The following is an 876-nucleotide window of genomic DNA, read 5'->3' as shown; positions in this document are numbered from 1 at the left end:
CGTGTTATGCAGGCGTTAGCCGAATCTATTAATCCGATATGTAATATTGTTTCTAAGGGGTATTTATGAGTCTTATATCAGTCAAAGTGAGTTCGAAAGCATTAGAGCATATTCGTTCTTCTACTAGTAAGAATCAAGAGCAGATGGCGCTTAAAGTTATATCTGGCGACCTATTTCATATTGTTGATACTATAAATAAATCTCGTAAAGTTCAATTAACAATGGCAGACCAATTAGCTCTCACTTTAGGTGATACTTCAGCAATTTGGCGTGCTCATCAGGAAGATGCAACCGACTTTGACATATTGTTTAATATGCTAAGCAGTAAGCCAGATAAAGAGTTTGTTTTCTCTTATAAGTTGATCGGCTAACAAGAGCTTTAAACGGAACTAAAACAGTGGGTTAGGTTTCGCTTCGCTACACATTTTAACCCACTATTTTAGTCCGCTTAAGCAGGCGTTATAAGTCACATGGAGTTTGATTTAGTATGAAGAATAGAGAGTGCCCTAATTGTCAACAGAATATTTCACTTAGTTGGTTTTTATTTAGTGGAAATAGGACAAAGTATCGCTGTACCCAATGTTCAGCTTTGATCGAATGGACACCAAGACGCTCCTATTTAGGCATGTTTGTTGGCGGTTCATCAGCGCTGAGTTTGACATTACTTGAATCGTTGATTCCCTCAATGAGTATACGAGTGATAATGATGTTAATTTTGGCAGTCATACTGGCATTTTTAGTACCGAAGCAGTTCAGAATCATTGACGAAAGTGCCTTATAACAAGTCATTTAAACGGAACAAAAACAGTTGGCCGTCGCTTCGCGATTTTAGCCAACCATTTTTGTCCGCTTAATGAGGCTACATGGATTCCCCCG

General features: G+C 38.4%; 1 protein-coding gene. It reads left to right on the top strand.

Annotated elements, in window-relative coordinates; translation table 11 throughout:
- Nucleotides 1-65: 65 nt before the first annotated feature.
- Nucleotides 66-371: a hypothetical protein gene (locus tag AB4623_RS24215; protein WP_017067214.1), complete on the top strand. Its 306-nt coding sequence runs from the start codon at nt 66-68 to the stop codon at nt 369-371.
- Nucleotides 372-876 lie beyond the last annotated feature (505 nt).

Origin of the sequence: Vibrio sp. 10N.222.52.C12 (assembly GCF_041474215.1) — a bacterium.
In the GTDB taxonomy this organism is placed as follows: Bacteria; Pseudomonadota; Gammaproteobacteria; order Enterobacterales; family Vibrionaceae; genus Vibrio; species Vibrio crassostreae_C.
The sequence above is the reverse complement of the archived record's forward strand: the minus strand, read 5'-3'. Positions and strand labels throughout refer to the sequence as shown.

What these genes read in the sequence shown, in the direction of transcription:
- AB4623_RS24215 (WP_017067214.1), top strand. Translation starts at nt 66, where the DNA reads ATGAGTCTTATATCAGTCAAAGTGAGTTCGAAAGCATTAGAGCATATT.